Below are 5657 nucleotides of genomic sequence, written 5' to 3'. Positions count from 1 at the left end.
CCGTCCTTGTCGGAACCCTCATTGCCGATGGAGTCGGGGTTGGCGCGCGGCAAAGAAACGGTGCCCGCAGGAATATTCCACAACAGCCAGTATTGGCTGGGCGGGTCGACGCCTTCGACGGTGCCCTTGGGATAGTGATACATGATCAGCGCCAGACTTTGCGTGCCGACTGGCACACCGGTCCATACCAGCGGCGGCGACGCACCATCGCCGTTGTCACGCTGGCATTTCAGATCGGCGGGCAAGGGCGCGCCATTCGCCATTGCCGGGCTGGAAAGGGTGAGTGCGTCCTGCGCCAAAGCCGGACCTGCCAATACACATCCGATCAACGCCACCGCGACGATTGTGGGTAGTGACATTTTCACCGGCAATACTCCCCGGTCTTCACGTCGCCGCCATCGGTCACGGTGCGGGTCTCGAAGGTGTAGCAGTCCGGCGTGTCTGACGGCGCATAGCGCATGTAGTAGGCGTCGCCTTCATAGGTGTAGTCCATGCTGCGCCTACCATCGGCTTCTTGCGTAAACACAAGATTCTGCACGCCGCCCTTGGGCGGCACGCCAGACTCCTGCCCGCCACCGAAAAGCCCAGGCGCTTCCAGTGGGGCGACGCGCGGCAGATCGCGCATATCAGGCACCTCGCCCATCAGGCACTGAATGATATAGGGGGCCTCGGTCGAAGTATGATAGCGATAGCCAAAAGAGGCGTCAGGTTGTCCATTGCAGACATCAAGCACATCCAGAGCGATATGCGTACCATCGGGGTTGTTGTCGCCGTAGATCGGAAATCCGTCATAGGCCCAGCCAATGATCGCAGCATCGCCTGCGTTTTTCATCTGCTCGATCATGCAGACTGGTTTGACGTGATAGTGGTAATCGTTGCCACGCCCGGCATGCCCGCCGCAAACGTCAAGCTGCTGGGTTTGCAGCGTGTCATGCTCGGTCTGCGTGTGGTAAAGGTCTTCAACCGTCATTTCACCGCCGCCGGTATAGTCATAGATCGGCACGCCGTTCACGGCCACGCCCAAGGCTGCGTCGCGGGTCTGTGGGGTGGTGCCAAGACTGGGCGTCAGCGGGATTGGCGCGGAATAGTCCTTGGCCGGAACCGGAATCTGCTCGTTCGTGCCCACGATGCCTGTCATCAATTCATGATCAGGATAGGTGTCTGATGTGACAAGGGCGACATCGCCATCGCATGTGACTGTCACACGATCTGCAAAACCCGCATCAGCAACAGAGGCCTTTACCGCCGCACAATGATCTTCCTGTGCAAATACAGGGGCGGCAAGAACGCATAGCAGAGGCACGATTGGAAACAGGCGTGTCATGGCGTTGGTCTTTCCAAACGGGATCATTTGACGGTCAGACGGCACAGCACCGTGTTGCTTTGCTCAAGGTCGGGGCCCCAGATGAATTCGGCCGACCTGTCCCATGTGATCTCGTCATATCCGTCTTTGGGACCGACCTCACGGGCGGAATAGACATCAGCGGCAGGCCAGCTTGATGCATCGAATTCCGCCGTGTCCCAGCCTGCGGGCTCTTCTGATGCCTCAAACCCGCATGCGCCAACGCCAGCGACGGGATTGGCCTCGCTTTCGCAGGATTTGTCTAACGGAGCTGTATGCGTAACCAGACAGGACCAATTCTCATCGCTGACCGCGACCAGTCCGCCCGCCGCGTCCTTGATCTGCAAGATCAGGCCACCATCGCCCATTTGTTGCCGCCGCGTTCCGATGTATTCCAGCCCGGTATCATTTTCCTTGAAGTCCTTGGCAACCAGACCAATCACAAATGGCCGTTCCGCCTCGAACGTGAAGCTCTCGGCGTTGAACGAACGCTCTGTCGTGATCGGTACGCTGTCCTCGGCAACCTGCGCACCGTCGATCCGCATCTCGAACCAGTTGTCGGCCCAGACATCCGCCGAAAAAGTCTCTGCCGTCAGCGCCGAGGGCAGGAGGGCAAGCAATGTCAGCGTAGGGATAGAATAATTCATGGTGTTTCCTTTCGGGGTCATGGTCGCGGACGACGCGTTGAGGCGTCACAAATGCCGCCCGTGTCCTCCAACGTGCAGCCGGTCTGCGCGGTAAGGCAGCCAAGGATCGCGTTCGATCCAGCCTCTCCTACGTGGTAATGATAGCTGCCGTCCTCAATTGTATGGCCGTTGCATTGATCAAGAGCGATGGGATCGGAGCCGTCCGCCATCAGATGCGGCAAGATCGCCTGACCGTCCATTGCGATGCCGATCTGCGCGCCGTGACCGTCTGCTTCCGCTGCGTCGGGTGCGGCATCTAGGCAATCCGTAACCGCGTGATAGTGGTATCCCACATGCGGGTTCACATGGCCGCCGCAATCATCGAACGGGGCAATCGTATAGGCCCCCAGGATCGCGTCGACCGGCGCGGGCCCGTCCAGCCGCACGCCGTTATAGGCCACGCCTGAGCCGTTTTCGCCGGTGCGCGCCACATCCGTCGCGGCGACCGGCGCGAATGGGATGACGTAGGTCATGACCATCGCTTCGGGCAGCGTTTCGGGCAGGCACTGCACGCAGTAGTTCTGATAGGCCGGGTCCACGTCGGGCCGTGCCGCGGCCTGACATTCCGCCAGCGTGCCGGTATAGCGGACATCACCCGTGTCTGGGTCGTAAAGCTGCCAGTTGGTGTCACCGTAGATTTCGGCAAGTCGAGTGATGAAGGCGCCGTCCACATCCACCGTTTTCCCGTCGAGGAACCAGATGCCACCTGCCTCTGGTCCATCGCTGATGTTGGTCGGGCACCAGGGTCCGGGGGTATAGGTCTGCGGGTCGGCCGCCAGCGTGATCGAGAAGCATTCGGTCTGGGCGCCCTCCGACAGGGTGCAGTCCACCACGTCGGGACCGGCGACGATATCAGCACCAGCAAAGAATTTGGCGACCGCGGCAAGGCGGTCGTCTGTCTGGGCGAGCGCCGTGGTCGCACTGCCTGCAAGGAAAATGGCGGCAAGGATCGTCGGTTTCATGTTGGACTCCAATCTGAAGGACAGGGGACTTACTGGTTGGGTGGCGGTGGCAAGACGCCGCGCAACGCTTCTTCGGTCACGCCAAGCTGTGTTGCGGCCGCTGCCAGATCAGGTCGCTGCCCAGGTCCGCCAAGCGCATCCAATAGCGCCTGCGGCGTAACGCCGAGCGATGCCGCGGCCTCCTCAAATCCGGGAGGCATGCCGCCTGGGCCGCCGCCTTGTGGGCGGGGTGGCTCGTTGCGACCGTCCTGACCAGCCCTTTGCGCGCCGATCCCGGCTGTCGCGGTCGTGGTAAAGTTGTCTTGTGCCTGCACGCCGACAAGACAGGGCGGCAGGTTCGGGAAGGTTTCGCGCGCATGGTAGTGATAGACCGCCGCGCCGTCCGCCGCTGGCGCGACATGACCGTTGCATTGGTCCAGACCCACAGGTTCCGACCCGTCCGGCTCGCGGCTGCCATAAAGCGCGAAGCCGTCGAAGGCATAGCCGAACTGGGCGCCGGGGTTCTGATCCATCGCGCAATCCGCATCGACATCCTCGGTCGCGAACACGGTGGCCATGTCGGTCGAGGTTGCATGCCAGTGATACCAGCCGCCTGGATCGACATGGCCGCCGCAAGTGTCCAGCGCGGGCATATGGCCCGTCATCTGTATGGACGGCGCATCCGAAAAGATCGGAACGCCGTCAAGCGCCACGCCGACCTTGCCCACGGTGCCAAGCTGGGTAGGGGTATCTGCCATCACCGGATCGACAGGCAGAAGCATCGTGATCTCGACGCTTTCATCGACCGAGACGTTGATGCAGGCATGATCGACTGTGGGCCGCTCGGTCGCATTGTCGACGGAATAGACATTCCCGTCGTCGTCGAAGAACCGATAGCCCAACCCATCGAGCATCCGCAGGAAGTCGCCATCGACCCGGTAGAGCCCGGCGTTCTCGCCGGTCCATTCCCAGATGCCGCCTGCGTCGTCCAGCGTGGCGGGGCAGAAGGGTCCAATCTTCAGCCCCTCCGGCAAATAGCCGACCGTGATCTCGTGGCATTGCGTTTCCGTGCCGTCCTCAAGTGTGCAGTCCACAATCTCCGGGGTCTTGAGGAATGCGGATTGCACAAAAGCCTCGGTCTCGGGATGTGCGAAGGCCGGAGTCGCGACGACAAGTGCCATAAGCATGGTGAACGGTCGTAGGCCAATGCTTCGAGTCATGAAAGTTCCTTTCGAGGTTCTGTGGTCTCCGCGTCCGGTGCACCTGGCACGCGACCGCCGAGGCTGTCGCGCAACGCGCGGGTCATCCGTGCCAACGTCGCGGCATTCTCCGAGCCAATCCGCTCAGCGATCAGGGCGTCGATGTCGCCCCAGGCGGCGTGGATGTCCGACAAGAGCCCGCGCCCGCGCGTCGTGAGGCGCAGGAGGTTGCTGCGCGCCTCGTCCGGATCGGGTTCGCGAGAGATGAATCCCGCCTCGATCAGCCGGACGGTCATCGTGCTCATGCTGGCGGGGGTGATGCCGAACTCCCGCGCGAGGCTGACCTGCGAGGCGGGCTCCATTCGCGACAAAGCCTGAATGATGCGGGCCTGCCGGGGCCGGAGACCGATTTCGGCGAGGCGGACGCGCAACTGCTCCTCCACAAGGGCGGCCGAATGCAGAAGGAAATGCAGAGAGAACGAGTCGGTTGTCATACATACAGTTAGTATGCTAATTATATTGACACGGCAACCGCAGGTTTTGCCCGACGCCTGAGAAGGAACACATGGAATGACCCAGGCGATCAATTCGACCCGAACCCAATGCGCCGCGACGTGGGCCCTGTCGGGTCGCGCGTTGCGGGCCATGCTGCCGACGCTTGCGCTGGTGGGCGTGATCTGGTCGGTGTCGAGTTGGGGATATTACGCCCTCGTCAACGCAATGGCGCTGGACAGCGGATATGACGATGCGCCGCTCATCTTCGCAAGCTACTATCTGGTCTGGACCGGCATCGTTTTGCTGGCGTTCCGGCCTGTTTTTGGGGGCCAGCTGTCGCGCCCGGTTCTTTCCGGCCACGCGATCGCACTTGCGCCAATTCTGATTGCCTATGGTGTCTTCGTCGCCGTGGCCCTTCCCCTCCTGCCGGATGTGTCGGTCTTTCGCGCGCCTCCGAATCCGCCGGAATTCATGTTCGCATCCGCCTGGTATTACATGCCCAAATCGGTCGAAATTCTATTCCAGCAGGTTCTCGTCGCAGCCATGGTCCTGCGCGCGCACCGCGCACGCATGCCGCTTTGGGCGATCTCGATCCTGATGGCCGTTCTTTTTGGCGGCTTCCACCTCACGCTGGCCCTCGAAGGGTTCTCTCCGCTTTACGTGGCCAGGTTTACGGTCGCCGCCTCAATGTTCGGGCTCGTAATCCCATGGCTTTACTTGCGCACAAGCCATGGATTCCGCTGGGCTTACGGCCTGCACTGGGGCTTTTACGCGCTGGATGCGACCGTGACGCATCTCGTGCTGGCGGTGCCGAAATGGGCGATGTGATGGAATGAAACGGAAAGACCTAAAGGTCAGTCCAGCAGTCAAGGTGGTCGGTATCGGCCAGTCCACCAGACAAGAAGACATTGGTGCAGTCGCAGCGAAATGGTGCTTTGTCCGCGTTGCGGACTTTGACGCGGATCACGCCGAAAGTCCGCAACCCGTGCTTTCG

The 5657-nt window shown here is 61.4% G+C and carries 7 protein-coding genes; 1 reads left to right on the top strand and 6 read right to left on the bottom strand.

Annotated elements, in window-relative coordinates; genetic code table 11:
- The 6 genes from NWQ23_RS03045 to NWQ23_RS03020 all read right to left on the bottom strand — a co-directional run.
- A partial coding sequence (locus tag NWQ23_RS03045; RefSeq protein WP_372340102.1) for a YbhB/YbcL family Raf kinase inhibitor-like protein occupies positions 1 to 359 on the bottom strand: 359 nt, incomplete at its 3' end.
- 2 nt (positions 360 to 361) lie between these two features.
- Complete coding sequence (locus NWQ23_RS03040; protein WP_306164766.1) at positions 362 to 1324, bottom strand: YHYH protein; 963 nt, start codon at positions 1322 to 1324, stop codon at positions 362 to 364.
- A gap of 23 nt (positions 1325 to 1347) precedes the next feature.
- Positions 1348 to 1989 (bottom strand): PEBP family protein, encoded by a 642-nt coding sequence (locus NWQ23_RS03035; protein ID WP_306164765.1) that lies wholly within the window; start codon positions 1987 to 1989, stop codon positions 1348 to 1350.
- Positions 1990 to 2006: 17 nt separating this feature from the next.
- Positions 2007 to 2990 (bottom strand): YHYH protein, encoded by a 984-nt coding sequence (locus NWQ23_RS03030; protein ID WP_306164764.1) that lies wholly within the window; start codon positions 2988 to 2990, stop codon positions 2007 to 2009.
- A gap of 29 nt (positions 2991 to 3019) precedes the next feature.
- Positions 3020 to 4150, bottom strand: coding sequence for a YHYH protein (locus NWQ23_RS03025; protein ID WP_306164763.1), 1131 nt, complete (start codon positions 4148 to 4150; stop codon positions 3020 to 3022).
- A gap of 35 nt (positions 4151 to 4185) precedes the next feature.
- Entirely contained in the window at positions 4186 to 4662 is a 477-nt protein-coding gene (locus NWQ23_RS03020) for a MarR family winged helix-turn-helix transcriptional regulator (RefSeq protein WP_306164762.1), read from the bottom strand.
- 76 nt (positions 4663 to 4738) lie between these two features.
- On the opposite strand from NWQ23_RS03020, the gene NWQ23_RS03015 reads away from it, so the two are divergent.
- The gene (locus tag NWQ23_RS03015) at positions 4739 to 5491 is read left to right on the top strand and encodes a type II CAAX prenyl endopeptidase Rce1 family protein (protein ID WP_306164761.1); all 753 of its coding nucleotides are present in this window, start codon (positions 4739 to 4741) and stop codon (positions 5489 to 5491) included.
- Positions 5492 to 5657 lie beyond the last annotated feature (166 nt).

It is taken from the genome of Yoonia sp., from assembly GCF_030731595.1.
Classification (GTDB): Bacteria; Pseudomonadota; Alphaproteobacteria; order Rhodobacterales; family Rhodobacteraceae; genus Yoonia.
The sequence above is the reverse complement of the archived record's forward strand: the minus strand, read 5'-3'. Positions and strand labels throughout refer to the sequence as shown.